The organism is Neobacillus sp. FW104-15D2 (assembly GCF_058790155.1).
The window spans coordinates 132,408-156,613 of sequence record NZ_JBYTCJ010000008.1; the positions used below are offsets into that span (position 1 = coordinate 132,408).

At 36.2% G+C, this 24,206-nt stretch carries 28 protein-coding genes and 1 riboswitch; of the genes, 15 read left to right on the forward strand and 13 right to left on the reverse strand.

All coding sequences use genetic code 11. The features are described from left to right. Positions 1-296: 296 nt before the first annotated feature. Positions 297-845: a DUF3231 family protein gene (locus AC3WR0_RS08815; RefSeq protein WP_492551954.1), complete on the reverse strand. Its 549-nt coding sequence runs from the start codon at positions 843-845 to the stop codon at positions 297-299. 91 nt (positions 846-936) lie between these two features. Next, positions 937-1,461 (reverse strand): CBO0543 family protein, encoded by a 525-nt coding sequence (locus AC3WR0_RS08820; protein WP_492551955.1) that lies wholly within the window; start codon positions 1,459-1,461, stop codon positions 937-939. 224 nt (positions 1,462-1,685) lie between these two features. On the opposite strand from AC3WR0_RS08820, the gene AC3WR0_RS08825 reads away from it, so the two are divergent. Beyond that, positions 1,686-1,814 carry an FbpB family small basic protein gene (locus AC3WR0_RS08825; RefSeq protein WP_492551956.1) on the forward strand — a complete coding sequence of 43 codons (129 nt, stop codon included), beginning with the start codon at positions 1,686-1,688 and terminating at the stop codon, positions 1,812-1,814. Between the two features lie 481 nt (positions 1,815-2,295). Here the strand turns inward: AC3WR0_RS08825 and AC3WR0_RS08830 are convergent, their stop codons facing one another. The 3 genes from AC3WR0_RS08830 to AC3WR0_RS08840 all read right to left on the reverse strand — a co-directional run bounded on the left by AC3WR0_RS08830 (position 2,296) and on the right by AC3WR0_RS08840 (position 3,650). Next, positions 2,296-2,478, reverse strand: coding sequence for a YolD-like family protein (locus AC3WR0_RS08830; protein WP_492551957.1), 183 nt, complete (start codon positions 2,476-2,478; stop codon positions 2,296-2,298). Between the two features lie 398 nt (positions 2,479-2,876). Then, on the reverse strand, positions 2,877-3,521 hold the full coding sequence (locus AC3WR0_RS08835; RefSeq protein ID WP_492551991.1) for a thioredoxin family protein: 645 nt from the start codon (positions 3,519-3,521) through the stop codon (positions 2,877-2,879). Between the two features lie 15 nt (positions 3,522-3,536). Further along, positions 3,537-3,650: a peroxiredoxin family protein gene (locus AC3WR0_RS08840; protein WP_492551958.1), complete on the reverse strand. Its 114-nt coding sequence runs from the start codon at positions 3,648-3,650 to the stop codon at positions 3,537-3,539. A 326-nt stretch (positions 3,651-3,976) separates the two neighbouring features. On the opposite strand from AC3WR0_RS08840, the gene AC3WR0_RS08845 reads away from it, so the two are divergent. Next, entirely contained in the window at positions 3,977-4,519 is a 543-nt protein-coding gene (locus AC3WR0_RS08845) for a GNAT family N-acetyltransferase (protein WP_492551959.1), read from the forward strand. 33 nt (positions 4,520-4,552) lie between these two features. On the opposite strand, the gene AC3WR0_RS08850 is transcribed toward AC3WR0_RS08845, so the two are convergent. Beyond that, positions 4,553-6,034: a M1 family metallopeptidase gene (locus tag AC3WR0_RS08850; RefSeq protein ID WP_492551960.1), complete on the reverse strand. Its 1,482-nt coding sequence runs from the start codon at positions 6,032-6,034 to the stop codon at positions 4,553-4,555. 401 nt (positions 6,035-6,435) lie between these two features. Here AC3WR0_RS08850 and AC3WR0_RS08855 point away from each other — a divergent pair, with 401 nt between their 5' ends. Both AC3WR0_RS08855 and AC3WR0_RS08860 read left to right on the forward strand, forming a co-directional pair. After that, entirely contained in the window at positions 6,436-6,558 is a 123-nt protein-coding gene (locus tag AC3WR0_RS08855; RefSeq protein ID WP_275940693.1) for a hypothetical protein, read from the forward strand. A 76-nt stretch (positions 6,559-6,634) separates the two neighbouring features. Then, positions 6,635-7,612: an alpha/beta hydrolase gene (locus AC3WR0_RS08860; RefSeq protein WP_492551961.1), complete on the forward strand. Its 978-nt coding sequence runs from the start codon at positions 6,635-6,637 to the stop codon at positions 7,610-7,612. A gap of 85 nt (positions 7,613-7,697) precedes the next feature. Here the strand turns inward: AC3WR0_RS08860 and AC3WR0_RS08865 are convergent, their stop codons facing one another. Next, entirely contained in the window at positions 7,698-8,558 is an 861-nt protein-coding gene (locus AC3WR0_RS08865; protein WP_492551962.1) for a DUF3231 family protein, read from the reverse strand. An 888-nt stretch (positions 8,559-9,446) separates the two neighbouring features. Next, on the reverse strand, positions 9,447-11,948 hold the full coding sequence (locus AC3WR0_RS08870; RefSeq protein WP_492551963.1) for a hypothetical protein: 2,502 nt from the start codon (positions 11,946-11,948) through the stop codon (positions 9,447-9,449). Positions 11,949-12,278: 330 nt separating this feature from the next. After that, positions 12,279-12,363, forward strand: a riboswitch (cyclic di-GMP riboswitch). Between the two features lie 117 nt (positions 12,364-12,480). Here AC3WR0_RS08870 and AC3WR0_RS08875 point away from each other — a divergent pair. Next, complete coding sequence (locus AC3WR0_RS08875) at positions 12,481-12,870, forward strand: hypothetical protein (RefSeq protein WP_492551964.1); 390 nt, start codon at positions 12,481-12,483, stop codon at positions 12,868-12,870. Here the strand turns inward: AC3WR0_RS08875 and AC3WR0_RS08880 are convergent. Then, positions 12,867-13,058 carry a hypothetical protein gene (locus tag AC3WR0_RS08880; protein WP_492551965.1) on the reverse strand — a complete coding sequence of 64 codons (192 nt, stop codon included), beginning with the start codon at positions 13,056-13,058 and terminating at the stop codon, positions 12,867-12,869. The genes AC3WR0_RS08875 and AC3WR0_RS08880 overlap by 4 nt on opposite strands. Positions 13,059-13,302: 244 nt before the next feature. On the opposite strand from AC3WR0_RS08880, the gene AC3WR0_RS08885 reads away from it, so the two are divergent. From AC3WR0_RS08885 to AC3WR0_RS08900, 4 genes are all read left to right on the forward strand, one after another. Next, complete coding sequence (locus AC3WR0_RS08885; RefSeq protein ID WP_492551966.1) at positions 13,303-13,545, forward strand: hypothetical protein; 243 nt, start codon at positions 13,303-13,305, stop codon at positions 13,543-13,545. Between the two features lie 162 nt (positions 13,546-13,707). Next, entirely contained in the window at positions 13,708-14,517 is an 810-nt protein-coding gene (locus AC3WR0_RS08890; RefSeq protein ID WP_492551967.1) for a phosphotransferase, read from the forward strand. A gap of 350 nt (positions 14,518-14,867) precedes the next feature. Continuing rightward, positions 14,868-15,833, forward strand: a complete 966-nt coding sequence (locus tag AC3WR0_RS08895; RefSeq protein WP_492551968.1) for a phosphotransferase enzyme family protein — start codon at positions 14,868-14,870, stop codon at positions 15,831-15,833. 350 nt (positions 15,834-16,183) lie between these two features. Further along, positions 16,184-16,495, forward strand: a complete 312-nt coding sequence (locus AC3WR0_RS08900; RefSeq protein WP_492551969.1) for a hypothetical protein — start codon at positions 16,184-16,186, stop codon at positions 16,493-16,495. Positions 16,496-16,503: 8 nt separating this feature from the next. On the opposite strand, the gene AC3WR0_RS08905 is transcribed toward AC3WR0_RS08900, so the two are convergent. After that, the gene (locus tag AC3WR0_RS08905; RefSeq protein ID WP_492551970.1) at positions 16,504-16,983 is read right to left on the reverse strand and encodes a CBO0543 family protein; all 480 of its coding nucleotides are present in this window, start codon (positions 16,981-16,983) and stop codon (positions 16,504-16,506) included. Positions 16,984-17,145: 162 nt separating this feature from the next. Here AC3WR0_RS08905 and AC3WR0_RS08910 point away from each other — a divergent pair, with 162 nt between their 5' ends. The 3 genes from AC3WR0_RS08910 to AC3WR0_RS08920 all read left to right on the forward strand — a co-directional run bounded on the left by AC3WR0_RS08910 (position 17,146) and on the right by AC3WR0_RS08920 (position 19,627). Further along, on the forward strand, positions 17,146-17,469 hold the full coding sequence (locus AC3WR0_RS08910) for a hypothetical protein (RefSeq protein WP_492551971.1): 324 nt from the start codon (positions 17,146-17,148) through the stop codon (positions 17,467-17,469). 140 nt (positions 17,470-17,609) lie between these two features. Beyond that, positions 17,610-17,966, forward strand: coding sequence for a hypothetical protein (locus AC3WR0_RS08915; protein WP_492551972.1), 357 nt, complete (start codon positions 17,610-17,612; stop codon positions 17,964-17,966). 512 nt (positions 17,967-18,478) lie between these two features. Continuing rightward, on the forward strand, positions 18,479-19,627 hold the full coding sequence (locus AC3WR0_RS08920; RefSeq protein WP_492551973.1) for a cation:proton antiporter: 1,149 nt from the start codon (positions 18,479-18,481) through the stop codon (positions 19,625-19,627). A 96-nt stretch (positions 19,628-19,723) separates the two neighbouring features. On the opposite strand, the gene AC3WR0_RS08925 is transcribed toward AC3WR0_RS08920, so the two are convergent. Further along, positions 19,724-19,939, reverse strand: coding sequence for a hypothetical protein (locus AC3WR0_RS08925; protein WP_492551974.1), 216 nt, complete (start codon positions 19,937-19,939; stop codon positions 19,724-19,726). Positions 19,940-20,117: 178 nt separating this feature from the next. On the opposite strand from AC3WR0_RS08925, the gene AC3WR0_RS08930 reads away from it, so the two are divergent. Beyond that, the gene (locus AC3WR0_RS08930) at positions 20,118-20,630 is read left to right on the forward strand and encodes an RNA polymerase sigma factor (RefSeq protein ID WP_492551975.1); all 513 of its coding nucleotides are present in this window, start codon (positions 20,118-20,120) and stop codon (positions 20,628-20,630) included. A gap of 11 nt (positions 20,631-20,641) precedes the next feature. Further along, positions 20,642-21,754 (forward strand): DUF4179 domain-containing protein, encoded by a 1,113-nt coding sequence (locus tag AC3WR0_RS08935; RefSeq protein WP_492551976.1) that lies wholly within the window; start codon positions 20,642-20,644, stop codon positions 21,752-21,754. 36 nt (positions 21,755-21,790) lie between these two features. Here AC3WR0_RS08935 and AC3WR0_RS08940 read toward each other — a convergent pair whose 3' ends face one another. Continuing rightward, positions 21,791-22,210 (reverse strand): RrF2 family transcriptional regulator, encoded by a 420-nt coding sequence (locus AC3WR0_RS08940; protein ID WP_492551977.1) that lies wholly within the window; start codon positions 22,208-22,210, stop codon positions 21,791-21,793. A 170-nt stretch (positions 22,211-22,380) separates the two neighbouring features. On the opposite strand from AC3WR0_RS08940, the gene AC3WR0_RS08945 reads away from it, so the two are divergent. Next, positions 22,381-23,262: a sulfite exporter TauE/SafE family protein gene (locus tag AC3WR0_RS08945; RefSeq protein WP_492551978.1), complete on the forward strand. Its 882-nt coding sequence runs from the start codon at positions 22,381-22,383 to the stop codon at positions 23,260-23,262. Positions 23,263-23,307: 45 nt separating this feature from the next. On the opposite strand, the gene AC3WR0_RS08950 is transcribed toward AC3WR0_RS08945, so the two are convergent. Then, positions 23,308-24,105 (reverse strand): DUF2935 domain-containing protein, encoded by a 798-nt coding sequence (locus tag AC3WR0_RS08950; RefSeq protein WP_492551979.1) that lies wholly within the window; start codon positions 24,103-24,105, stop codon positions 23,308-23,310. Between the last annotated feature and the right edge of the window lie 101 nt (positions 24,106-24,206).

The window sequence follows — 24,206 nt, forward strand, 5'->3', positions numbered from 1 at the left end:
TGCTGAATCTATAATATTTAAGTGAAAAAATCATATTTTTCTTTTAAAAAAGGCTTTTTTATATAAATCTTTTCTACTTTCTTGATGAATGAATGATGTTTTGTCTCTCAAGACCTTGAAAATAAAAAACTTTAAGATATGCTATCATTCGTTTCTGCAGAAAGAAGGATATGAGGTTTATTTCCTTCTAAAAAAAATTATTTCCGGGGGAAGCGCAAATAGCGACAAAACCCTCTATTATTTATCTTCATTTTTAGACAGGTTTTCTGTATTTTCGCACAAAGAAGCCGGAAAGATCAACTTTCCGGTAATCCTGGCGGTATATAAGGGGGAGGCATTTTCAACCAGCCACGTTGTTTCATAAGATTCTTAAAAGGAGCACCATATTTCAATAAATTGATTTGGACTCCCATGAACATTAGTCCTACATCCGCCCTTACTGTTTTACTCATAGCCTGTGCACAAAATTCGATAGAAGTCGCTATTTTAACAGAAATTAAATTAGCAATTTCTATATCTGTTAGCTTCACTCCCTCAGGAATGGCTTCTGACTCTGAAAGTGGTTTAGGAGAGCTAACAGCAGGAAGGGGAACTCCTTCTTTAATAAGAAATGCTTCAATCTTTTTTGTATCATCATCACTCGAAGTAAAGGCATCCTTTAAAGCGTTTTTTAAATCAGTATCGGTGGTGGTATTGATTCCAACCTGATAAAGTACATGTGCTTCATTAAATGCCGTATAAGCTGTCCATAAATCCATCACCTCACCCACATGTAATGGGGGTTTAGGTTCTTCATCGACAAAGTTTTTAAAAATCGCAGTAATGGCTTCGAAGGCACTTGTCATATTTACCCTCCTAAAATAATCAATTATTTATAGTCATTTCCCAATATGGACTTTTAATTCGCAAGATAATTTTTAGGAAGTATATCCTGATTTAAAGCTCATTAAATTTTTTCCTTTTTGCCAATTTGAAAGCAAAGTAATAAATAACGATGTAAAAAGGGACAGAATAGAAATTTTGCCAATGAACTGGATAATAGAATCCCAGCCATTTAAAAATAGGCTCCCCCACAAAAGCAGTTAACAAGCTAAATATAAATCCAATAATCCAGGGATTACGGTTATGAAAAAACTGAATTAAAAACATTATTGTTACTGGTAATAAAGTAAAGTCATACGGGAGATAAGACGGAATGGCCGGAGTAACGGGTTTAAGATAATTCCAGGCGGATACTTGTACACCAATATTATCAAGGGTTAATGAAATGAGCGCGACAAATAATCCTGCATATAATAGCCTGTCCGTACTATCTTTTTTTCTGAATAAAAACCAAAGCAGCCACGGAAGAACTGATATTAGAATGCCGAGCCACCATTCCCAGGTAAATAAAACCTCTTGTTTCCAAGCCTCTGTGCGGTGGTGAAAAGCATGCTGAAAATTCCAAAAAGATTTTTTCATTCCAGGAGTATGATTTATTTTTAATTCCCCCCATTATTAATTCTTTTTATTTTGTTATTATCAGTAAGGGTTTAAACAATAAAGGAAAGAATTTAATTTAAACGAATTAAATAAAATTTTATATTGAAAGGGAATTTATTTTCTAAATGTTCAAATAATTGTAACCATTTAATAAGCTTTACACTAAATTACTTTTATATAATTGAAACGAGGAGGGGATCGATATGAGAAAACGTAATTTAACTTTTAAAGAATTAATAAATGCTAATAAAATTCATTTAGAAAATGATAAAAAGGCGTTAGAAAAGATTGAACGAAAAATTGAAGAAAATATAGCCAAAAAGGCATTATAATAAATTCCTCAATCAGTTCAAAATGTAGCAGCATCCATTCAAGGGGTTTCAAATGGCTGAACCCTAACAAGGTATCCTATCAATTGAGGAAACTTTACATATTTCAAGGGCGAATGACTATCTTAATAGCAACAGAAAAACAGGAAATGGCGGTAGAAGAATCATCTTCTCTCTTCAGTTCCTGGTAAAAAGCCAAATTTATAATTTAGAAATAATTTTTAAAGAAATGTTCTTAATTTGTTCATTGTATTTTTAAAAGAAAAACATAAAATAAATACTGTTGTTCAAACTTCCTTATCGCGGGCAGCTGGTATAGGGTATACCATTCCTGGCTGTTGTGCATTGAAGTTTGAACAGCGCTAACCTATATAAAAATTTAACCCTCCCTATTCATTGGGAGGGTTTATTGGTTCAATTTTAAGCTGCTTTTGCTGGAAGGAAATAGAGGATGTATGTGTGGGAATAGTATAAGGGGTAATTCTTAATATATATCTCTAATTCCGGATAGCGGGATTGAAAACACCCTATGATTCTCATCTTTTAGCGAAAGAATCTGGTCAATGGAATTAAGCTGGTGTACGCGGCCTTTAAATGTTTGAAAGATACCATCTGAGTAGCAATCAATAGTTATATACCTGTCTTTAGTTAGCTTTCTTAAGTACATACAAATCCCCCTAAGATACTTATTCAACAATGTCATTATAAAGGAAGTTTTTTAAGTCAAAGTGAAGAGAATGTAAAAGTTTTATAAATAGTTCTTTAATGAACAGATGTTCCACGTTTCACCCATCTTCAAACATCTGTTCATGATTTTATTTTAGAGACTTATTACTTCATAAAGGTTGGATATGTAAACCAAAGAGAAGATAAATCGCACCTGTAGTCATATCAGCTTTCTAATATAAAAAATTTGAGATTTATAAAGGAACCAATAGATATTCCTCCAGGACGTTATGCGATTTATAAAGATCATTCCGGTAATCGATTTGAGCAAAGAATAATTAAAAAACTATTCCACATTTTGGGGAATAGTTTTTTAGCTCATCTGAATTAATATTTGCTTTATTTGACCTCAGTATTTGTTCCGGGAATAAGGCAGCCTTCCGGACCACAAATTAACCCATCCTTTAAAAGGGATTCTTGTTCTTTTTCTTTTTTAATTTGTTCCTGCTGCCACTCTATATCAATTGCAGGGGAGAATTTTTCCGGGTGACGGATATACCATCGCTGCTTTCGAATTAGAAAATTATCGGTATCTAGGAGAAGAGCCTCATCTAATTCTTTTAATGCTTCTTCCTTCTTTCCATTATTGACATATTCCATTCCCAGCTTAAATTTGGTTTCTGCTAGTTGTTTTTCTATGTCAATAACGAGATTAGCAGGACTATAATACTCATCGTCCAAAACGACCGTCTCTTCGGTCCCGTTTATTAATTTCTCCACAGCTGTAAGATGTTCGGGGTTAGTAACATGGAACCCTTGTTTAATTAACCGTATAACCCCATCTTTGTCGATGAAGATTCCATTTGGTACAATTTTAAATCCAAAATAATTGGCTAGAGAATTATCCTTATCAATAACAGTAGTAAATGATGTATCCGCTGCATAAGGTTTTACAACTTCAGCGCCTTGCAAATCAGAGGAAACGGACAAAATCTCGAAATCTTGGTCCTGATATTTTTCATAAAAATCCTGCCAGCCTGGCAGTTGAGCACGACAGCGTCACCAGGAAGCCCACATAAAAATTAAGGTGTTTTTGCCTTCAAAGTCACTAATAGATACAATATCTCCATTTAAGTTGGTAAAAGAAAAATCTTTCATCTTAGTTAATAGCATATAATCCCTCCTAGTAATAGTCTAAAGGCAGAGTTTAGAATTTTCAAATATCTAATACTTTAAATAAGGAAGGGTTCTTATCTTTCAATAGAGAAATACGGATGGTAAAGATAAAAAATCAGGATGGAGGCTTGGGGATATCTCTAACTATTTTTTCATTTTCATTATAGGCTGTTTAACACTCCTCCAAGTTTATTTAGAGGACAAAACGAAATGGAGGAGTCATCTTCTAAAGTTCATTTATTTTGTTGTGGGTTTATCAATTTTATATTATCTCTTAGATACGTTGGTAAATAGGATATTTAAGTTTTAAAGGGGGAAGTGGAGTGTTAAATATAGAGATCAGAAGACCAAGTATGGCAGATTTTAAAAAATTAAATAAATTTTTTAGAATAGTGATAACCGATACATTTATTAAAGAAGGAATAGGAGATAATCTGGAAGATTTAGCGGGAGAGATTGAGACGAAGAAAGCTTACTTGGAAAGTGATTTTAATAGTAAAGGGGATAACCGGTATTTTTTGATTGCTTTAGAAGGGGATATTATCATTGGTTCCATTGAATATGGACCAGCAAGTAATTTAATTAAGAATTGTACTCATAATGAATTAAGGGGTTTCCCAGAGATCGGAACGGTTTTTGTTCATCCAGACTATCAAAGGAACGGGTTAAGTAATTTATTATTGAGGGAAATTTTCCTTGCTTTAAAGAAAAAGGGAATCGAGGAGTTTTGTTTAGATAGCGGATACCGTAAAGCCCAAAAAATTTGGAAAAAGAAATTCGGGGAACCTGATTATTTGTTAAAAGATTATTGGGGCGAAGGGTATGACCATATGATATGGAAAGTAAAGGTCAACGATGTTATTTAAAGCCCCAGTAAAAATACTGGGGCCAATACATGATTATTCCTGGTCACTTACAAAAACCCGATGGCTTTCAAAGAACGCACTTAGGTCTTTGCCGGAAGTTTCTTGCATGACTCTCATGAAATCAGCTGTTGTGGAAACGCCAAACTTCATTTCCTGAAAATAAGCCTTCATAGATTGATAGAATTGCTCATCACCCAGTTCTAATCTTAAATCGTTAAGGGTTCTTGAGCCATATCCATAAATCATTCCATAATAATAGTTGATACCTCCCTCATTGGCCTTGGCGGTAAATGCGGAAACAGGGGAAGACAAGTGATAATAAGGATTACTTGCCGGTGCTGTTTTTAGCTGCTCCAGTGTGCCGTCATATAAGGCTGCCGAAAAGCTTGCGAAGGATTCATCAAGCCAAGGCTCATCATACTCATTATCTCCAATTATACCGTAGAACCATTGGTGGCCGATTTCATGTGCGGTAACAGATTTAACCCAGTTTTGTGATCTTGGGCTGGAGCTAGGAATACTAATCATGACCAATTGAGGATACTCCATCCCGCCAAACCAGCCTTCCATTCCAGTGATATCTAGTTCCGGCCATGGGTATTCACCAAACTTTCCACTGAACAATGAAACGCTGTCAATCCCGGATTCAAGCATGGAATCAGCGTATTTAGCCTGTTCATCCGTATAATAGACATTGATTTTAGTATTGTTGACATTCGCTGATTTAACATGATAGCCGGGATCCATCTGCATGGCAAAATCACGAACCTCATGTGCTTTGTATCTGTGTGTTGCCAGATTTCCAGTCAGCTTTGCCTCGCCTATCTCAGTCCCGGAAGCTGCTATGATCTGATTTTTGTCAGTAGTTACGGTGACATCAAAATCTCCTGTTAAGGAATAAAAGGATTCCCCGTATGGATAATAAGGATCTACATTCCAGCCTTCATTATCATAGACTGATAAAATTGGGAACCAGTTTCCGAGAGAAACAGTGTTTTTATACCATCCAAAACGGTCCTGCTGATTTGGAAGAGTTACAGTAAAATCCATACTAACATCCGAATGAGCTGCTCTCTTAACCGAAACACCAGTAATATGTAAGGCTGTTCCATTAGTTTTAAAGGTTGCCTCCTGACCGTTTACTTTGATATTGGATACTTCCATTCCTCCGCCATTTTCAGTAAACATGTCAGCATTGCCCCATAAATTGAAATATAACTCATCTAAATCGATTTTCAAATTGTTTTCAAAGGCAACATTTAATGAGCCGGTTACTTGGTGTTTGCTCGAATCATAAGAAACATTCATTTTGTATTGTGGATTTGCCGGACCTCTTTCTTTGCTTACTTTTGATAGGCTCGAATCACTTGTTTTAAATATAGTACCGCTTGTGTCATAGCTTTGTAAATTAGACATGTTTAAGGGAATGGTCTTAGCTGAAACAGCGGCCGGTAATACTAAACTTCCTGTAAGGGCTATGGACGCAGCGATTTTTGAGAGCTTTTTCATTTTCATTATCTTTCCTCCTTTTTCATTTCTCTTAATAATTAGGTGAAAGGAATAAATTCCCTTGGTAAAATCTGCTCTTTTTTCTAAAAATAGTTTCAACAAAATACTTTATTTTTTAGGGGGAAAGTCCCTTTGTCTGGTAAGAAATTTGCAATTTATTGTCGAAAATAGTAATTAGTTGTGTTAAAATAAATAGGATTTTAGATTTACTGAGTTTTAGAGGAGAAGTGATAGTAAATAAAGGCTAATTACATAGTGGTATTAGGAATGAGAAGTTTGAAAAAGTATCTAACAAGCTGAAAGCGCTCTCTTAATAGACACCTAAACAGCCAATGGATGAATTACACTCAAAATTAGATAACTTATGCCGATAGAAAATAGGAAATATAAAGACAGGAGAGATTTAAGTGACTATTGAACAAGCAAAAACAATTTTAATGAATCCAGAAATAGGGCAGCACCTGACTAGAGAAGAAATGCAAGCGATCGAGTTTTTAATTAAAAAAATGGAGCTTCAGGAACAGAAGTAATTTTACTTCTGTTTTTTCGTTCCTAATTCTTTAAATGAGTTAAATCTGATAGAAAAGTAGACAAAGGGGAATGAAATTGAAAAAGAGACTGATAAAATCTGGCATCGCTGTGGTATTAGTAGCTGTCATTGGCCTTGGAGTTGGCGGCAATTACTTTTATAATATAGCAATCAACCGAAGCCAGGAGGGACCAGAGCTGCATGGCGGCGGCAGCAGCGCAGTGGCAGCTAGTGTGCTCGGAACTGAAGAAGAGCAAGTTAAAATGGCAGAACTTATGAAATGGACCGGGCAGCAGAAGTTTGAAATCGCCGAAATAAAAACTTTTGATGGATTAAAATTAAAAGCCCGCTTTTTGAAGAACAAAAATTCGAATGGGAAAGCAGTAATCTTAGCGCATGGATATAAAGGCAGCAGCGAACAAATGCCAGGAATTACGAAATATTACTATGACCTGGGATATGATGTTTTAAAACCAGATGCCAGGGGCCACGGAATGAGTGAAGGAGATTATATTGGTTATGGCTGGCATGAACGTAAAGATTATGTTAATTGGATTCATTTTTTAATAAATGAAAAAAAAGAAAATGCCATCTTCCTTCATGGTTTTTCAATGGGAGCGGCAACAGTCCTTATGACGAGCGGAGAAAAGCTTCCGCCTGAGGTAAAAGGTATTATAGAAGATAGCGGTTATACGACAGTTAAGGCTGAATTATCTCACCAATTAAAATACCTGTATCATCTTCCAGCATTTCCGATTATGGATGTCACAAGCGTCATTACAAAAATAAGAGCAGGATATACTTTTGGAGAAGCTTCTGCGCTGACAAGTGTAAAGAAAAACAAATTACCATTGTTTATTATTCATGGAGATAAGGATGATCTTGTTCCAACAGAGATGGCACACGAAATTTACGACGCAGCCACCTCTAGCTATAAAGAGATTTGGATTGTCCACGGAGCAGGACATACGGAGGCTTACACAATCTCAGAAGCGGAGTATCAGAAGAAGCTGAAGGCATTCCTGGACCATGCCCTAGAAAAATCATTGAAATAAAACTAAAAGGTCAAATTGGTCTTTTTTCTTTTATAAATCAATTTGAAAAAGGAGAGGTTGTCTGTTAATGGACAACCTCTCCTTTTTAGGAATCAGATAAACTAATTTGAGGGGGTTTCTCAAACCAGCTGTTCTTAATCATTAGCTTAATACCCTCATCAATATAATCAACAACATCTTTTGCGAGTAAGGCAAATTCTACTTTTAGGTCACTTCTTAATGTAAAGGCAAAGCTAAAGGAATTTGCACCAAGCGTAAAATTGCCTAACATATAATTAAAATACATCATTAGGCGATCAGAGAAGGGACTATCCTTTGAATTTGTAGCGTTTCCTATCGAAGTTACTGTTGGTGAAATATTGTCTTCTAATAGAAATTCCGTATTTGCTTTTAATACTTTCCTCGATAATTCCATTCCTTTATGAAAATACTTTTTAATTTCCGCATCAAGGGCAACCTGGGAGAATGCAAACATTAAAGTCATTCCAACGTTATTGCTTTCCATATTGTGATGGATGTTCGCAAGTTCGATAGCATCAATCTGTCTTGCTTTTTTAAGCAGATTATACCCGCTTAAATAATTCAAATCATTCACAAATTCATAATTAGTAGGCATAGGAATGTGCGGCGGTCTGGTAAGTATACCTTTTTCCAATAAATATTGGGTGCAATCCTTATAGCATCCCTGTGTGATTGAAGTTAAATCCTTATATATATCAATAATATCTTCCCGGAAGGACATTCCCATATTTAACGTATATAAGCCCATACTTATTTGTTTTATTTCTCGAAGGAGCATTATATCAAGGCCATTTTCAAATAATTTTGGAGAATTTACATTAACATCTTTCGAAGAAAAAGCAATCGGTAAAGCAGCGCCTTCATTTTCAAAAAGGGTGGTTACTTTCTCTATGTACTTATCAAGGTGACCATATAATTTAGTCAAAATCTTTAAGGATTTTTCATCATCTGCATTAGGAATAAGATATTCTAAAAACCGTAAAATAAAGGTTTTCTCTTGGAAAAGTCATCCATAATGTTGCAAGCTCACTTGCAGATAGTGCGGGCTTTTCTGTCATTCCTGCCACTCCCTGTAAATAACTTTTTACTAAGAGTAATTTTTACAAGTCTTTTCTTTTTTATGTATTATGCTGGACAAAAGTATATATTTTAACGAACAAAGAAGAATAAAGAGTGGTGGTTAATAACACCTAATATAACTTCAATGGGGAGTGAAGGGTTATGGAACTTCTAAGGATCATCGAGCTAATTGTATACAAACTAAATTTCCAGCATAGGTTATACAGATTGATGAACTTTATTCGTGAATTCCAACGAATACTCTCTCGACTTAGTGAAATGCTAACAGCTCCATCGGCAGTTTAAGAAGTTATATTAATGAAGGAGGGCATTTTTTATGCTCTCTTTTCTTTTTTTTGACAGAGGTACAGGCTATTCAGGAGAATTTCATACCTTTATTTTAGCTGGAAGGCGGAGGGCAGCTAATTCAAACATTTTTTAACGGAAAAATTAGTGGATGCATTAGTCATTGCTGTATCAACGGTTTAATAGGAAAGGGATTCCTTTATATTGAGATTGAACTTTCAAAATTTCAAAATAAATTACTTTAATCATTTTGTGGATCTGCACAATGAGGTCAAAAGGGGAGAAGGAATGAAGGTTGATTATATCGCAATAACTGAGAATTTAATTTGAACAATTCAGCCGAAAATCCTGTGGGAAAGTGCAGGGTAGATTTATTTGTTTCGATATAATAAAGGAAAGGCCAAAATCCTCAAATTTTGGCCTCATAAAACAAATTAATTTATAAAAGTTATTTTAATAGACTTCCAAGATCATTTGGAAGCTGTAAACTGTAGGCACCACGACCGTAAGTTCCAACTACTATTTTCCCTTGACCTGCGTCGGCAATTGTAGTGACTGGTACGTTTGGCAGTCCTTGTCCAAGATTAAACCAATTATCGCTTCCAGGTTTTGCAATGTAAACTCCTAGCTCAGTTCCGATAATTACTGAGTTTCCAACATAAGCTACAGAATCTACAAAGGAGATTGGCAGCTTTGCGGATAGGTTTTTCCAAGAAGGAATTGCCTCAGAAGCATCTGATGTAAAGTATACGTGATTGTTAAGGCCTTCTGCAGGAGCATAATAGCCGTTGGCTCCGTAAACAACAGTGATTTCTTTATCATTAGCTGGATTTATTGCTATGCCAAAAACCTTTCCGTTTGTGTCGGGCTTATTCATTGTATCTTCAGAATAAGGTGTGATTGGACTCCAATTTGCACCTCCATCAAATGTAGCAAAAACCTGTCCATGAGCAGTTCCAACGTAAATAACCTTAGAATTGGTTTTTGATTGGCTGATTGTATTGATTGCGTCAGGTATATTGGTTCCGTTTAGTTTTATCTTGAATTCAGGACTAATTGCGTTGAATGAACTTCTTGCTATTCCGTTTTGTGTAGCTAAAATTGATGCACTTTTATAAACACGATCAGCGCCAATGAGCATGGTGCTATAATTGTTCGCATCCAAGGAAACTACATAAGGAGTAACGAAAGGAACATAGGCCCCGTCCTCATCTTCTATACCGCCACCCTCATCCTCGAGTTTTGTGTCATCCACAAGTGAAATTTCATCGCTATCAATATCTTCATCATTTATATCGTTATCTTCTTTTTCAGCCTCATCAATGTAGGTTGGTCTAGCGCCATACCAAAGCTTACCACCGTCTGTTGATTTGGCAATGCTGCCCAATTGTGTTTCCGAATACATGACACTCGTATTTCTTGGGTCAATAAAGGCCACACCACCGTCACCGCCTCTTACTTGAGACCAAGCTCCTGCTGTGCCGGTAAATAAGCTTGTCCCATTGTCCTGCGCTCCCCCTAAAATAAGGTTTCCGCCATTGGCAACCGACATTCCTGGATAGAACATGGCTGTACTGAGATTGGTATTAAGATCTAAGAATTCTCCTGAGGCGGTTTTCTCGAAAATTCCTCCATCGTTTCCAATATATGCATTTCCCTTTGAGTCAAAAACAATACTGTGCTGGTCCGGGTGAGTACTGTTCACATAATTATTTGTAAAGAATGTATCAAGCTGTGTCCAGGTTTGTCCACCATCAGTTGTTTCTACTAGAGTAATACCACCTAAAATGATATGTTTAGGATTTGTTGGATCTACAGCGATGGCGTTATCATACCAGCCCTGTCCTGACCCTGTCTTCGGCAAGCCATAGTAAGAAACATTACTATCAAAATAGTCTGGTACATTATTAATTTTCGACCAATTTGCACCACCATCTCGGCTTACAAACAGACCCATCAATGCACCAGGACCATTCGTATAAGAAGTATAGATAGTATCTGAAGCAGAATCCTTTCCTTCTACTACTGCAATGGAGGCAGAGTACATATCATTAGCAGGGTTCCAGTTAGGAAGGCCGGTGCCATCCGTTTGTGATCCAAGCTGTTTAAATGTAGCACCTCCATCTGTGCTCTTCCATAATCCTGAACGTCCCATACTAACATAAATAGTACCAGCAGAATTCGCATCCAAAACAACATCAGTAACTCTTTGAACAATTCCAGTGGAGGTAGTACTACCGCCAAAAACTTTTTTATAATTATGGCCGTTATCTGTTGATAAATACAGACCATTATCAGCTGCGACCCATACATTAGAAGAATTGCTTGGATCTACAGCAACTTTTCCGATATGCTGTGTCCCGAAAGTATCTGTTCCAAAAAGCGTCCACGTTTTACCGCTATTTACTGACTTCAAAATTCCTTTTCCATAACGTGAATCTCCGCTAAAGTGCTGTTCACCCGTACCAGCATAGATAACACTTGGGTTATTGGGATCTACAGCAACACTTCCAGTTGCCAGCGAGGCCTGGTTATCTGTAAGTGGGCTCCATTCTTTTCCATTATTTGTTGAGGACCAAACACCACCGCCAGCCGAGCCAAGATAAAGGGTTTTCCCTGCCGAAGTTTCCGAGATAGCTATGCTTGCAACTCGTCCAGAATCAGCTAAAACCTTCCCATGGAAAGGTTCATTAATTGGACCGGGCCCAAGTGGAGACCAACGAAGGTTAGACCCAGTTGCCTGAGGGGCAGGATTTCCTTTCATTACATTATAAGGATGGTTGACCTGTTCAACGCGATCCCTGGGATGGACATTTTTTGTTTCTGCTTTTGCAGAAAAGGGAGAGATAAGGCTTCCGCCAAATCCTGTATATACAGTCGAGGTGACTAGAGCTCCAGCCAGTATCATTTGTTTTACTTTGCTTCGTTTATTGCGATTTTTCTTCTTCATATTTTTCCCCCTGTGAACTAATTTGCTCATATAAAGGATTACAGGGGAATTATAATATGTTGTTAACTGAAAATTATGTCAGATAATGATAAGCTGGAAAAATTTTTTTCGACTTCCGTAATATTAGGAAAACAAAATAATTGGGACTTTAGTCCGTATAAGTGAGGGGGATTTTATATAAAAAGAAGAGAGAACAAAGCGAAGAAATAGGAAAAGAATAATAAGTTCTATTTACATAGATTAAAATTTTTCCATTAATTTAAATAATTATTTGAAATTTGTCAAAAATTGTTGAATTTTTGGGAAGAAAGTTTTATGATGAAATTATATATTTGTAAAAGGCAAACTTGTTGAAAGGCAAGGACGCAAAGCCACGAGTCTAAGGTATTCTTACTATGATCGTCGGGCCGCCAAAAAGTTCGGGACAAGAAACTTCTGTTTTTTAACCTCTCAGTCTGCCAAAACTTTTTGGTAGACTTTTTTTGGAAATATAAATTTAGGTCTTTTGGACCAGGTGTAGAGGGGGAGTTAAATGTTCCATTTGATGGAAGTAATTGAAAAAATAAATAAAAGTGCTGATGAAGCAGATTTTGTCACTGCTAGAAAGCTAATTGAAGCAAATATGCCTAATCTTCATCAGCATTTAAGTAAGCTTAAAAGAAACGCGAGGGAATTATTCGAGTTTTTAGTAACCAATATGGATAATGACTTTGAAACACTCACGCGGCAGGAATTAGGAGAAATAAACGTTATTAACACATATGCTACAAGATTTGATATAAGAGGATTAAAGGTTTATATAAAGAATAAAGGAAAACTGCTGATCAAAAAAGAAGCGTTACGTTATTTGAATTCAGATGCAAAGATTTTGTTGGAATCCATGGGTTCAATAATCAATCCGGTAAAAAAGGCAGATATTTAAGCTAATGGTGATTCTAAAAAGGAAATGTTACCTGTCTCTTTTCCTTTTTCATCAGTGATTAAGTGATTGTAATATTTTCTAAGAATTTTTAACATGTCTTTTTCATTTGAAGCGATGATCACTGCCTGCTGTATTTGGCTTTTCCCGCCTAGTGTGACGGTATACCTTCTTTTATCTTTTCTGCTCATACAAAAATGACCCCCAAAGATCTTTTGATGTTTATACACTGAGTGACTAACGGTATGTTTTACCCAGATAATTAATGTTCTAAACCTAATAAACAATTTTTTTGTAAGTAAATGTCGAAATAAAATCAAAAATAGAATTAAGGTTGAAGAGAAAGGTATTTTGACTTTGACTAACTAAAGTTTTGGTTATACAAAGTGAGAAAGCCTATCCTCTCCAAACCTTAGCAACGGAAGGAAGAGATTAATGACTTTTTTATTTGGTTCAGTAGAATATTTTGAAAGAGAATTATTGAATACCCTGGAAAAATCGAAGGCAGCTGGAAGTTTTAACGGCTCTTTAAAAGAAGCTTACCAAATTTTACTGGATGATCTGTGTTTTGATTTTGTCTGTAATGATCATATAAAACAAGAGTGTTTGAGTAACCTGAAAAGTGCATTTTTAAGAATATCTAGTGAAAAGCTTGAGGAATTACTTGTATTAGCTTAAACCTGTCTTATAGATAAGTTATGAAAGAGTGGCCAAAAAAAGTCGCTCTTTTTTTATTTTTTACTAGGATGCATTTGAAGGAATCGTGATAATTTAAAGGAATATATTAAATCACAGAACTTCGCTTTTTGCTTGTGAAAAAGTATAGAGGGAGATAATTAAATGTCCGCAGGAAAACTTATTGGGAGAGGGAATACTGCAGAAGTATATGAATGGAGAGATGAAGGGGATAAGGTATTAAAGCTTTTTTATGAAAAGATACCTTTTGATATTATTAAAAGAGAATATGAAACCAGCAGTGTAATCCATCAGCTTGGTATACCTTCTCCTGGAATTGGAGAATTAATCGAATTCAATCAAAAATGGGGCATTTTATATGAAAAAATGTCCGGCAAGGGTTTTACACAACTTCTATCTTCACGGCCATTGTTTTTAAAGAAAAATGCAGCTCTCTTTGCTGAATTACAAGCCTCTTACCATACTATTGCCACCAATAATTTACCACAGCAAAAGGAATACCTGTCCCGGAACATCCTTGGCACCAACCTTTTAACCGATAAAGAAAAGGAAGAAATTTTAAAGTATTTGAAACAGCTGCCGGACGACCATAAAGTCTGTCATGGAGATTATCATACGGAAAATATTATTTTGATGGATGGAAAGCCAAAGATACTTGACTGGATGACCGGTGCTTCTGGAAATCCCTGTGGAGATGTCGCAAGAACCCTAATGATTTTGCGTTATTCTTATTTGCCACCAGATATGCCAAAAGTGACAAAGCTTATTATTCGAACGGTAAGAAAAGCATTTGCCCGCTCCTATTTAAACTCTTATAAAAAAGCCACCAACACTTCAGAAAAAAGTATACGTGAATGGATGCTTCCGGTAATGGCAGCAAGACTAGTTGAAGGAGTTCCGGATCAGGAAAAACAATTCCTTTTAGAAAAAATCCGGAGAGAGATTAAAAGTTAAATCAAAGTAAACGCCTCCTTTTGAGAAGGTGTTTTTTTGTTAGTTTCATAAGTGAATCTTGGGATAAAAGTAGATTTATGAAAAAATTATATGCAATCTTATGGAATTTAATTGAAATTTGGACGTTGTTGAAAGTTTAATGCCATCTCAAAATCCCCGTATATCCCGTAATGTGGTCGCCTTTATTTCCCCATTTTGTATTAACTACTTACATGTATAACCAGCTAACAACAGTTCATGGATACTAGAATGAGCAGTGTCATGGGCAGCACTTCCTTCTTATGAAATATGCAGGAATTTAGAGTATTCGTCTAGAAGACTAAAAGAACTTAAAGCTTATGGAGGAAAAGATGAAAACTATAGAAGTAAGACACTCCTTATTTACAAATAATACAATCGAAGATTTATTGCATTCATATGAGATTGGAAAAAACCTCAAATGTGAGTTTTTAACGAGAGGATTAAATGATACATACATCATTGAAACGGAAAATAATAAATTTATCTTCCGTATTTATAGAAATAACTGGCGGGATAAGTCGGATATTTTATTTGAACTAGATGCCATTAATCACTTATCTCAATCTGGATTCTCAGTTTCTAAACCTATAAGGAAAAAAGAGGGTGAGTGGTTAACAGAAATTCCTGCTCCTGAAGGGACAAGGTATGGCGTGGTGTTTACCTTCTCAAAGGGAGATAGGCCAGAGATTAATGAAGACAATTGTTTTTTAATCGGAAAGGCTTTAGGGAGAATCCATAAAGCTAGTGATTCCTTTAGCTCAAATAATAAAAGGAATTTCGAATTAAATCTGGACCATTTATTAAATCAGCCGTTCACTTTGATAAATTCTCGTTTAGAGCCATTTTTGAAGGAAAAAGGGTCTTTCTTAAATCGGCTTCAAGCGAATCTTAATGCAGAGTTATCCAATATAAAAACTCTCGATTACGGATTTTGTCATGGCGATTTTCATAATTTTAATATGCATATCGAGGAACAAAAGATAGAGGCATTCGACTTTGATTGCTGCGGTATTGGGTACCGGTCATATGATATTGCAGTGTTCTGGTGGAACCTGAAACAGAACTATCCTAGCTTAGAGAATCAGTGCTGGGATAAGTTTTTAAATGGTTATTTTACTGAAAGAAGTATGAATAGCGAAAATATAGACGTATTAATTAAGTTTATTGCTCTAAGAAGAATATGGTTTATGGCAACCTTATTAAAAAATGATGACCTTTGGGGGAGGAATTGGATAAATCAGAAAAATATAGATCATTTTGCAGCTCAATTAGAAGATGATGCATCCAAGTTTTAGACAGGGATTGCTTAAACAATTCCTTTTTTGATTTTGGTAAAGGCTCTTTTCGTAAACTTTGTTGTTTTTAAAAGTAAAAATAGACCCTCTTTTCGCGGGCGATAAAGCTACTGCCTGTAAATAACTTCGATAAGCATCTGTATACGGCTACTTACAGCTTTACGATGAGCTGATGTCGGTGATCTGATCCATTCCCAATCCTCAGGTGATTCGGGAGACTGTGACTAAATGAGCAAAATTTAGAAGAGCAAGAGGGGAAAACAATGTTAAAAAAGTGGAAGTTAGGCGTTATTTTAATTCTTGGTACTTAATTTTTTCTTACCATTTTGTCTTTTTTGATTCTTACAAAAATGGATACTGATTTCATTGGTGAATGGGGATTACTGTCTGGCTTTTTACTACTCTTAGTTGCTTTGCCTCTTCATAAATTAATTTATTTTGGAGGAAGAGGAATTGTCGGTTCTCAATCACCTGAGATTCCATCTGATGAACTTTTACACCAGAAGCTTCATCAGGAATTTGAGAATGGAAATAAAAGGAATGATCAAGATCCGTTTGTGATCGCAGGAACAATCATTATTTTAATTTCTTTTTTTATTGTGAATTTATCCAGTATGCCCTTGAAGAATGATCGGGTTCTTATCCTTTTAAAAACAACATAATAAAATCATCATCCTTGTCTTACTGCCAATTTTCTTACTAAAGCCATAATACTTCTGACCACTAAGAAAGAGGAGAAGATTGAAATAAAACTGTGTATAGAGGTCCAGGATCTTTTATATTTAATTAATTTAGTGTTTTTTTCGATCCAATATTCAACAATGGCGGAGGGGCCACTAAAAAGAAGGCCTTTAAAAATAATTCCAGGCACACCCGAATTTTTTGTTACTTGATTATAATAGATACAACTTACAGGAAACAAAAGGTAACTAAATAAAACACTTATGTCAAAGGTTTTAAATAAATTAACAGGGTATTTTAAATATCCCTTTTTAACTAGAACATTATCTAGGAATGAAGCATAGAAACTTTTTAATAAAAATACAAGTAACCAGTCTTTAATAGGGGGTTTTCTGATCAAATTTATAAACAAAGCAATACCAAGTATATAAAGGAATTTTAATATATTTTTTTCAAACTTTTTCCCCATTTTAAGTCCTCCACAAACAGTTTCCATTAGTTTGACCTGTTTCCTTGAAAAAATAACTTTTTATTTGCCCTTAAATTGCCATTATGCTGATATAGTTATCAAAAATATCTTCAGGAAATACTAAAAGAATAGTTAAAGGAATTTTCGGTAAGGAGGAGTTTAATGCCGCGTAAAAATACCCCAGATGAGGAAACTTCGGAAGAAAAAGTAAAGGAACTGTTTCCTGATAATGAAAAAAAGAATAATAATGGAGAAGAGAATCTCCAACGCATGTTAGGAGCAGTATTAAATTATCTATCAGATGAAGAAGTAGTTGAGATAGATATCGAGTACATTTTGGATAAGACAGAGGGTCTTCGGGACTGGTGGGACCGATACCGGGAAAGCAACCGCAAACATATCGAGGAAGAGATAAAAAAGTCCCTAGGTGAATTGTCATTGAAAGAGCTTGAAAAGATCCGAGAACAAATAAAAGAGAAACAGTAATGAAACTAAACCGGCGTCCTAAAAGGATGCTTTTTTTTCGTTGGAAGTGTGAGTAGTGGTGAACAAATAGGCATTAGCCGTTTCCTACTCCATAGTGGCACATAATCTATAGGGTATTAACCCAAAAGGAGAGATGCCAGATGTATCCCTATGGAAATTATCAGATACCGACAGGTCAATTTGACTTTAACCCATATGTTCAGCCTGAGCAATATGGCTACAACGCATATGGACAGCCAGGACAACAATATGATTTAACTTCATTCGTACAGCCAGAACAGTATGACCCAAACAGACAGCAACAATTATCTCAACTATTTCAATTACCGCAATGGCAGCAGCTTAACCGCAGAGTCAATCAGCTGGAAAAAGAAAATGAGCGCCAATCAAGAGAAATTGAACGGATCGAACGCCGCCTGCAAAGAGTGAATCAACGTTTGCGTGCAGTTGAAAACAGATTAAATATTCCATTTCAACCATTTGACGGTGAGTTTTAATAAGAAATTAAGAGGGCTGCAGAGGCAGCTCTTTTTGCTTGTTAATAAAGCATAATGTTTTACCTTTTAATTTGTCTAGCTCCAGCGCCCAGCGCCTAGTGTCCATCCCGCTTCTCCCTACGATAAGTCAACATCGAAATGCTATACATTTCGTGTATCCTTTATCTCAGTCGAAGCGGGCCCCAGTCCATACGTCGCTGAACGGGCGCTTGCGCTTTTCTTACTTTTATGAAACCTTTTTAATTTTTGTACGTAAATGAAGCTAATGCTAAAACAGAAATATAAATTTAATTTATTGTAAGAAGCGGAGGAGCCTGTCACCAAGGGGAATTTATGCCCTTTTGGTGTTCAGGTTTTTTTTGTTTTTTTACAGTAGTGTCTGTTAAAGCTAATTGTTGATTTTTCCTGCAGTCAGTAGCTTGAACGCCCGCGGAAAGCGGGCGACGATAGCGGAAATCAATAGGCAAAAGATTAACAAAGCCAAAAAAATAAAAAAGGAGAGGATATTTAACGTGATAATACTTCAATTAGCCATTATTTTAATTGCTTCAAAAATATCAGGGAGTTTAAGTGTAAGACTTGGGCAGCCATCGGTACTGGGGAAACTTCTTATTGGCATTTTACTGGGTCCATCTTTATTAGGATTGGTTAATGAAACAAAAACCCTGGAGGAGTTTAGTCAAATTGGCGTAATACTGCTAATGTTTATCGCTGGGCTAGAGACTGATATCGGTGAATATAAACATACAGGAAAAGGAGCAGCCTTGGTGGGATTTGGAGGTATTATAGTACCGCTGGTTCTGGGGTATTTCTCTGGAATTATGTTAGGCCTGTCTGATATTCAGTCTTGGTTCCTAGGTTTATTGCTTTCGGCAACAAGTGTAAGTATCAGTGTCCAGGCGCTAAAGGAGATGAATCAGCTTAAAACCCGTGAAGGGACAACAATTCTCGGTGCTGCTGTAATTGATGATGTAGTGGTGGTAATTGCCCTGGCATTTTTAATGAGTTTTGCTGGTGGAGATGTCAATTTAAGCACAGTTATTATTAAAAAGTTTTTATTTTTTGCTGGAGCTATAGTAGTTGGATGGAAATTGGTACCTTTGTTTTTAAGAAGGTTTGCTATTTTAAAGGTTTCGGAAACGGTCATTTCTTCAGCATTAATTATCTGTTTTATATATGCCTATCTGGCAGAGTATACAGGAGTTGCAGCAATAATAGGTGCATATATTGCTGGTGTTGCTATAAGTTTAACGGAGTTTAAACATGAAGTTTTCGAAAAGGTTGAAACGATCAGTTATTCAATTTTTGTTCCGGTATTCTTCACTTCTATTGGAGTGACAGCGGAGTTTGCTGGAATTAAGGAAAACTTAGGACTTATTGTCTTATTAAGTATTTTGGCGATATTAACCAAACTGATCGGGGCTTCTTTGGGAGCGAAGACGGCGGGTTTCTCGTGGAATAGTTCTCTTGGGATAGGTTCAGCCATGATTTCCCGCGGTGAAGTTGCTCTAATCATCTCAGCTATTGGCCTAGAATCAAATCTTTTGAGCGAGGAACTGTTTGCTGTCATCATCGTTGTGGTGCTAGTGACTACGATTGTTACTCCTCCAATGATGAAAATATTTTTTCAATCAAAATTGCAGAAAGTAATAAATCATTAATAGAGAAACCACAGGAAATTCCTGTGGTTAATTTTGGAGTATCGATCAATAATCGTCCTAAAAAAAACGCCTAAAAACGGCCTTTTAGGAGAATTATTATTCGTTTTTATCGTTTGAGTTATCAGGAACCATGTTTTTCACACCTTCAGTGGCAGCGTTTACTGCCTTAGCCGTAGCATCCACTGTATTCATTGCTACATTCTCTGTTGTTTCTAAAGCACTATGAACAGCATGGAAAGCGGCACCTGCCGTTTCTTTAATGCCCTCGGTCACTTGGTTGTCCTGCTGGTTACGGTTTTGTTGGTTTTCCATATTATCACCTCCCAATAAGATAGGATTTGATTAAAATCGTTTTTTATTCCTAAGCAAAGAAACACTATTCCATTTGAAATAGTGTTTTTTTAAAAGTTAAAATATTATTTGGGAAAAAATAAAATTTTTACCAATAAAAACGGATATTTAGCCGTCTACTTAGTGAAGGAGGCGAAAAATGAATCAAACTAGTTTGCAACACTCAAATGAAAGATACAATGATGACTTAACAGAGTTTAAAAAAATATTCAGCGAACATAAGAAGCATGTGTTTGCGATGGCGTTATCAATCCTTAGGGATTTTGAATTAGCCGAGGATGTATTACAGGAAGTGTTTATAAAGCTTTTCCAGCATATGGAGCATCATGAAATCACTAATATAAAAGCATGGCTGATCAGTGTATCCAGAAACACGGCATTAGACCTTTATCGAAAAAAGAAGTGTGAAATTACAGGATTTGATGATAGCTACTTTGAGCATGTGCACTATATTTTAGAGGATCCTTTGGACAAAATGATCTTTTCAAAATATTTAGAAGTGCTTAATAGTGAGGAGAGACAGATCGTCATTTTAAAAGAGATTTCAGGGATGAAACACAGAGAAATTGCAAAACTCATGGAAATGCCATTAGGAACAGTTCTTTGGAAGTTTAACGGTGCTCTGAAAAAACTAAGGAAAAGTCTAAGGTAAGGAGGGTTCACATGGAGAAAGAGAAAATATTGAAGCATTTGAATAATGCTTTTGAGGTACAAGTGCCGGATGTCTGGGATAATATTCAAAGTAAAATCCATCAAGTAGATAAGTCAAAGAGTATCTATCCAACTAGGGTAATCCCTCTGCCTCAAAAAAGAAAAACATTTAGGAGATTTTATGCTGCGGCTGCGGTTTGCCTGATTGTGGTTTGTACCTTTACCTTTACTCCGGCGCTGGCATCTATACGGGATTTATACAATAAGGTATTTTTAAGCGATCAAATTGACGATACGGGATTAAAAACAGCACTTAGTGATGGTCTGGGGCAGACTTTGGATCAGACGTACTATGATAAAAACCATGATATTACGGTGCATTTTGAGAGTGTTTTAACAGATGATAAGGAAACTAAGCTCTTAGTAACCTATCAAAGCAAAAAAACAAATTTAAAAAATTATTATCTGGATATTTTTGAAGGCAAAACTTCAATTAATTTAGATGGCTATAAGAAATTAAAGTGTGTTGGCTGGGGAAGCAGACATTATGACCCTCAAGAAAACAAAGTCTCTGAAGCTTTATCTTTTGAATCAATAAAATCTCTAGCCGGAAAAAATGTTCATCTTGAAATAAAAAACCTAACTATATATGAAAAAAATAAATCCCAGGGAATGGCAGCACTGTGGCCAGTTAGTTTTACTCTGGATCAATCTGCAGTGGCAGATAGAGAATCTATAGAATTAAATAAAACTTTTAATTTTGAAAATATTACTTACACGATAAAAAAGGCAGAGTTTTCTCCGCTTGAAACAAGAGTGGTTGTAACAGCCTCCGACACTAAAATGTTTAAGGATGAAAATGGAATGAAGTACAAGGTGATGAGCAGATTAGAAAATAAATACCTAACTGCTAGGAAATTTAGTAAAGAAAATGGTTATACGTTTGATGAAAAAAAATCCGGTATTCTAGTGAGATCGGCCGGTGAAAAAGCCCTACCCATCTTCAGTAAGAGTGAAGTGAAGGGTGGAGAAGACGAATATATCATGACATTCGAACCAGTAAAAAACAGTAAGGACTGTGTATTGGAAGTTGGAGAAGATTTAAAGATACCACTATATAAGTAGAAAAACGGAACGCTGCCTGGATTGGCAGCCTTTTGTTTATTCCTGCTTTATCCTGCCCTTAATCAAATCCTCTAAGGTGGTTCGATCCAGCATTTCTGCAATGGTATCTCTTACTAAGGCCCACAAGGGTTTTAGCATACATGCGGCTTCTAAAGGGCAGCTTTCATAAGAGGTAATACTTACGCAGCCCATAGGTGCAAGTGGACCATCCAATTTCCTGATTACTTCACCGATAACAACCTCGTTATTTTCTTTGCTTAGTTTATACCCTCCACCTACACCTCTCTTGGTTTCAACATAACTATTTCTCTTAAGCTGTAAAAGAATTTGTTCTAAGTATGGAATAGGAACCAAAGTTTTTTCCGATATTTCTCCAATGGATGTAAGGGTTTCTTTGCGTGTGCCGAGATAAATTAAAGCCCTTAAGGCATACTCTCCTCTAGTTGAGATTTTCATTTGAACCCCCCTGGAATATAGGTAACTGCCTATTTTCACTGTTATAAAGAACCCACTCAACCTTTTTTACATAATTTAGGTTAAAAACTTGATTAGATTAGTCAACAATCAGATATAAAAAATCCTTTTATCTATTCTATTCAAGTGTAAATAAAAAAGGAGTGTTTGCTTTGAGAAGGTTGGTTGTCCTGGCGCTGATTGGCCTCGCGGCACAGTTAGTGGATGGTTCTTTAGGAATGGCATATGGGGTTACTTCGTCCTCGCTTTTGCTTATGTATGGGATTGCACCCGCTGTGGTTTCAGCATCTGTTCATATGGCCGAGGTAGTTACAACTGCGGCGTCTGGAGTTTCACATTTGCGATTTAAAAATGTTGATAAACAAGTAGTTTTAAGATTAATTTTGCCTGGTTCCATTGGAGCTTTTCTAGGGGCCTGCTTTTTAGGAAGTATACCGGGGAACCTGATAAAACCTTATATTTCTTTTTTTCTCCTTTTATTAGGCTTCTATGTCATTTACCGTTTTCTTATTTTCAAACAAACTGCTTCGACTCAAAAAAACATCTCGGCAAAACAGCTGCTGCCTCTTGGTTTCATTGCAGGTTTCATGGATTCAACTGGAGGTGGAGGCTGGGGACCAATCGCTACACCTGTCTTACTTACGAGCAACAGCATGGAGCCTCGAAAAGTAATCGGGTCGGTTGATACGAGTGAATTCGCAGTTGCAGTATCCTCTACATTAGGCTTCCTTATCACATTAGGATGGTCAGAAATAAATATCCAGTGGGTGCTTGCGTTAATGATCGGCGGTATAATCGCTGCTCCAATCGCAGCATGGCTTGTCCGGATTATTCCAACCAAACTTTTAGGCGTTTTGGTTGGAGGGATTATTATTATCACTAATTTAAGAACACTTCTTGGCACAATGAACATTTCCCACACCGCAAGCATTTATACGTATCTCTTCCTATCTCTTCTATGGGTGGCTGCGATCGTAAATGTTGTAATAAAGCTACGAAAAGGAAATATGAAGAGTATTCCTTTAGGAGAATAAAACGAACCAAGTGCTGAGGATTTGTGTCCCCAGCACTTTTATTCATTATTCTTGTAATCGGGGTTTTGAAGGATCACAGTTTGGCATCTCTATATTCGAGGATTGTGCTAACTTCGTTAAATAATAACATTCTTCCCGAAACATATGGTCAGCCATTAACGGAGCGAATGTTCCCAACGCTTGCTTGCTAAGCCTTAGTTCTTCTATTTCATTTAAAAAATTTTGGAATAACTTTATTTCTAGCTGGATGTCCGAATTGAATTTTGCCAAAGCGGGAAAGGCAGTCAGATTAGTTCTTAAATAACCTGCCATTTCAACAGCTTTAAGATAAAAATTCTCAAATTGCTTCGTAAATAAATCACTGTTGGTTCTTAATCTCTTTTCTACAGCATCTAAATTGGCTGAAATGGCATCCGAATGACCAGCAGCGTCCATAAGCCAAAGAAGATGATGATGCAGTTCATGGTAAATAGGGGGAACTTGCCCGGATTTTAAATAGTTGATAATTCTTACATATTCCTCTAATTCATTTACCATATGATTGATAAAGGTGGGAGAAAGGTGAATTTTTATCTTTCCGGCAAGATGTTTCCTTAATAATTCAAGTTTAAATTCTCTAAGATTTATGACCTGATCTTCTGCTGATGCCGCTATTTGCATGGGATTCATTGTTTTTGCCTGATCGAGAAGGGTATCAAATACCTGGATAAACATCGAAGCCTTTTTAATCTCCTCCTGCTGAACGGGTGCTAAAGCCTCTAGAATAAACCGGGAATGATCACCTAATATTTGAAGCCAGAAAAGATGTTCATTTCTTGCAGCTGTCTCAAAAACATCATTCACTTTTATGCTCCCTTCATTGAAAAAAAACATAGCCTTCTAATGTTTATGACATTTTCATATTGCTTATGAACAAACAACAGAGAGGTTCATATAGATTTTCT

Excerpts from the sequence above, each read along its gene's own strand:
- AC3WR0_RS08815 (WP_492551954.1), bottom strand. The coding sequence starts at position 845 with ATGACAAGTGCCTTCGAAGCCATTACTGCGATTTTTAAAAACTTTGTC.
- AC3WR0_RS08820 (WP_492551955.1), bottom strand. The coding sequence starts at position 1,461 with ATGAAAAAATCTTTTTGGAATTTTCAGCATGCTTTTCACCACCGCACA.
- AC3WR0_RS08825 (WP_492551956.1), top strand. The coding sequence starts at position 1,686 with ATGAGAAAACGTAATTTAACTTTTAAAGAATTAATAAATGCTAATAAA.
- AC3WR0_RS08830 (WP_492551957.1), bottom strand. The coding sequence starts at position 2,478 with ATGTACTTAAGAAAGCTAACTAAAGACAGGTATATAACTATTGATTGC.
- AC3WR0_RS08840 (WP_492551958.1), bottom strand. The coding sequence starts at position 3,650 with ATGCTATTAACTAAGATGAAAGATTTTTCTTTTACCAACTTAAATGGA.
- AC3WR0_RS08850 (WP_492551960.1), bottom strand. The coding sequence starts at position 6,034 with ATGAAAATGAAAAAGCTCTCAAAAATCGCTGCGTCCATAGCCCTTACA.
- AC3WR0_RS08870 (WP_492551963.1), bottom strand. The coding sequence starts at position 11,948 with ATGAAGAAGAAAAATCGCAATAAACGAAGCAAAGTAAAACAAATGATA.
- AC3WR0_RS08875 (WP_492551964.1), top strand. The coding sequence starts at position 12,481 with ATGTTCCATTTGATGGAAGTAATTGAAAAAATAAATAAAAGTGCTGAT.
- AC3WR0_RS08880 (WP_492551965.1), bottom strand. The coding sequence starts at position 13,058 with ATGAGCAGAAAAGATAAAAGAAGGTATACCGTCACACTAGGCGGGAAA.
- AC3WR0_RS08885 (WP_492551966.1), top strand. The coding sequence starts at position 13,303 with ATGACTTTTTTATTTGGTTCAGTAGAATATTTTGAAAGAGAATTATTG.
- AC3WR0_RS08890 (WP_492551967.1), top strand. The coding sequence starts at position 13,708 with ATGTCCGCAGGAAAACTTATTGGGAGAGGGAATACTGCAGAAGTATAT.
- AC3WR0_RS08895 (WP_492551968.1), top strand. The coding sequence starts at position 14,868 with ATGAAAACTATAGAAGTAAGACACTCCTTATTTACAAATAATACAATC.
- AC3WR0_RS08900 (WP_492551969.1), top strand. The coding sequence starts at position 16,184 with ATGGATACTGATTTCATTGGTGAATGGGGATTACTGTCTGGCTTTTTA.
- AC3WR0_RS08905 (WP_492551970.1), bottom strand. The coding sequence starts at position 16,983 with ATGGGGAAAAAGTTTGAAAAAAATATATTAAAATTCCTTTATATACTT.
- AC3WR0_RS08910 (WP_492551971.1), top strand. The coding sequence starts at position 17,146 with ATGCCGCGTAAAAATACCCCAGATGAGGAAACTTCGGAAGAAAAAGTA.
- AC3WR0_RS08915 (WP_492551972.1), top strand. The coding sequence starts at position 17,610 with ATGTATCCCTATGGAAATTATCAGATACCGACAGGTCAATTTGACTTT.
- AC3WR0_RS08925 (WP_492551974.1), bottom strand. The coding sequence starts at position 19,939 with ATGGAAAACCAACAAAACCGTAACCAGCAGGACAACCAAGTGACCGAG.
- AC3WR0_RS08930 (WP_492551975.1), top strand. The coding sequence starts at position 20,118 with ATGAATCAAACTAGTTTGCAACACTCAAATGAAAGATACAATGATGAC.
- AC3WR0_RS08935 (WP_492551976.1), top strand. The coding sequence starts at position 20,642 with ATGGAGAAAGAGAAAATATTGAAGCATTTGAATAATGCTTTTGAGGTA.
- AC3WR0_RS08940 (WP_492551977.1), bottom strand. The coding sequence starts at position 22,210 with ATGAAAATCTCAACTAGAGGAGAGTATGCCTTAAGGGCTTTAATTTAT.